At 77.0% G+C, this 2,403-nt stretch carries 1 protein-coding gene; it reads right to left on the bottom strand.

What is annotated here, in order from left to right; genetic code table 11:
* Window positions 1-723: 723 nt before the first annotated feature.
* Window positions 724-2,310 (bottom strand): ATP-binding domain-containing protein, encoded by a 1,587-nt coding sequence (locus tag ACWEO5_RS38370; RefSeq protein ID WP_452166691.1) that lies wholly within the window; start codon window positions 2,308-2,310, stop codon window positions 724-726.
* Window positions 2,311-2,403 lie beyond the last annotated feature (93 nt).

Below are 2,403 nucleotides of genomic sequence, written 5' to 3'. Positions count from 1 at the left end.
CGCCGCGCCTCGCGCCCGCCCCGAGCCGCCCAGCACCGCCCCGGACCGCCGGAGGCCCGCCCGTACGGCCGGTCCCGCCCCGAGACCCGCCCCGCAGCGCCTCGCGCCCGCCCGGCGGGAGCCCGACGGGGCCTACGGGGTCTTCGGAGGGGGCGGAGGGTTCCCGGGAATGCGGGGCCGAGGTGATTCGGATCCGCCCGTCCGGAACCTCCCCCCACCGTTTTTCGGCGCTTTCCGTCGCGCTTCCGCGGCCTTCCGCGCTCCTGCCGCTGCCGCGGCCCTCCCGGCCCACCTCCCGTTTTGCCTACTTGTCGCTCGGCGGTCAAATTGCGGCGTGAGCTGGATCACTTCGAACAATTCCCGCCCGAACAAGTCCACATTCGACTACCGTTCGGACAGCAACGGAGTCGCATTCAGGTGCTCCGGCTCGGGGGAGCGGAGCGCCGCAATGCGGTCGCCGATGTGGCCGTACGTCGCACGGGGGACTGCTGCCGGTCCACGGCGGGCGAGGGACGAAAAGCGCTTCGACGCTGAGGCGCCAGGGGGATTGCGGCGGCTCTCCTCCACCCGAGCCCGCCGAACGGCTGGCCCGGCAGCAGCGTGTACGTGTGCCGCGGGTGCGGCGGAGGGCGAGTCCCGCCACCGCACCCGCGGCCCAACCAGCCACAGCCACCCGCCGCCGGCCACCCGCTGCCGGCCGGACGGCAACCGCCACCCCGCGGGCTACTGCGCGGTGAGCACCGACCGCAGCCGGGTGGTGCGGTCCTGCGCGGGCCGCTCCGCGACCGCCTGGTGCAGTGCCGGGCCGACCGCGTGCACCACCGACAGGTGCCGTTCGGCGCGGCCGAACGCCGAGTACACCCACTGCCTGGTCAGCTGGCCGGACGCCTCCGGCGGCAGCACCACGACCACCGCGGGCCAGCGCCGCCCGACCGCCTGGTGGGCCGTCACCGCCCAGCCGTGGCGCAGCTTCCCGGCCTGCGCCGGGGTCAGCGTGATCCGGCCGCCGTCGGCCAGTTCCACGTGCAGGCCGCTCGCGTCGCCGTCCAGCACCCGGCCGGGCAGGTTGACGCCCAGCGCGGGGGAGTGCACCACCCGGTCGCCCGGGTCGAAGCCGCCGAACCGGCCGGGGCCGGGGTTCAGCCGGGCCTTGGCGGCCGCGTTCAGCGCCCGGGTGCCGGCCGGGCCGCCGTGGCCCGGGGTCAGCAGCACCGTCTGCTCGGCCGGGACGGACAGCGCGCGCGGGATCGAGTCGGTGAGCAGTTGGACGGCCCGGTGCACGGCCTCGCCGCCGTCCCGCACGGTGAGGATCACCACCTCCTTGTCCGGGGCGTCCACCGGCTGGAGCTCGCCGACGCCGACCCCGGAGACCAGTTCGCCGATCGGCCCGAAGTCCGGGGTCAGGGACGACACCACCGGGCACGGCTTGGCGGCCAGCAGGTCGGCGAAGAAGCGGCCCGGGCCGGCCGACCACAGGCCGCCCGGATCCCCGGAGAGCACCAGCCGGGCGCCGTCGGCGAGCGCCTCCAGCAGCGTCGCCGCGGTCTCCACGTCCAGCAGCGGGGCGTCCAGCACCACCAGGACGTCCAGTTCGAGGGTGCCGTCCACCGCGCGCGGCACGTCCGCGCCGTACAGCAGGTCGTTCAGGGTGCCGATCCGCCCGGCGGCGGGGGAGCCGGTCGGCAGCAGCGCCGCCAGCGCGTCCCGGCCCTGGCCGGTCCAGGTGGCGGCCCAGGTCCGCAGACCGAGGGCGGCGGTGGCGTGCAGCAGCGCGGCCGGTTCGGCCCGGGCCGCCTCGCCGCCGGTGTGCAGCACCAGGCCGGAGTCGGCCACGGCCCGGAGCAGCGCCTGCGCGGAGCGCGAGGGCGCCGCCGCGGCGGCCTCCTCCCAGGCGGCCGGACCGGGCCGGACGGGCTCCTCGGCCACGCCCTCCGCGACCTGCGCGGCCACGCCCCCGTCCGGCGTCCCCGCCACCTCCCCCTGGGTCTCCGCCTCCCCGTCCGCCTCCCGCGCGGCGGCGTCCCCGCCGGGCGCGAAGGTGGACAGCAGCCGGACCAGGCCCTCGCCGAGGCTCTCCTCGGCCAGCGCCAGGCGCTCCAGGGCCAGCATGGTGCGGACGGGCGGCTCCTCGTCCTCGTCGTGGCTACCGGGCGGCAGCGGCAGCTCCTCCTGGAACGGCATCACCCGCCCGTCCTCCAGCACCGCGCCCAGCGCGCCCTCCGGGTCCGGCACCCGCTGGGCGCGCAGCGCCTCGGCGACCTCGCCGAGCTCCTGCGCCGAGTGCCCGCGCAGCGCGGCCTGCTCCAGCATGGGGGACGCAACCATCGGTAATGCGCGACCACGGTGCACACAGCTTACGAAGTGGGGTCGATCGTCCGCATCCGGGTTGTTCGCGGACAAGCC

Source organism: Kitasatospora sp. NPDC004272, assembly GCF_053603035.1.
This window is presented reverse-complemented; position numbering and strand designations above follow the sequence as displayed.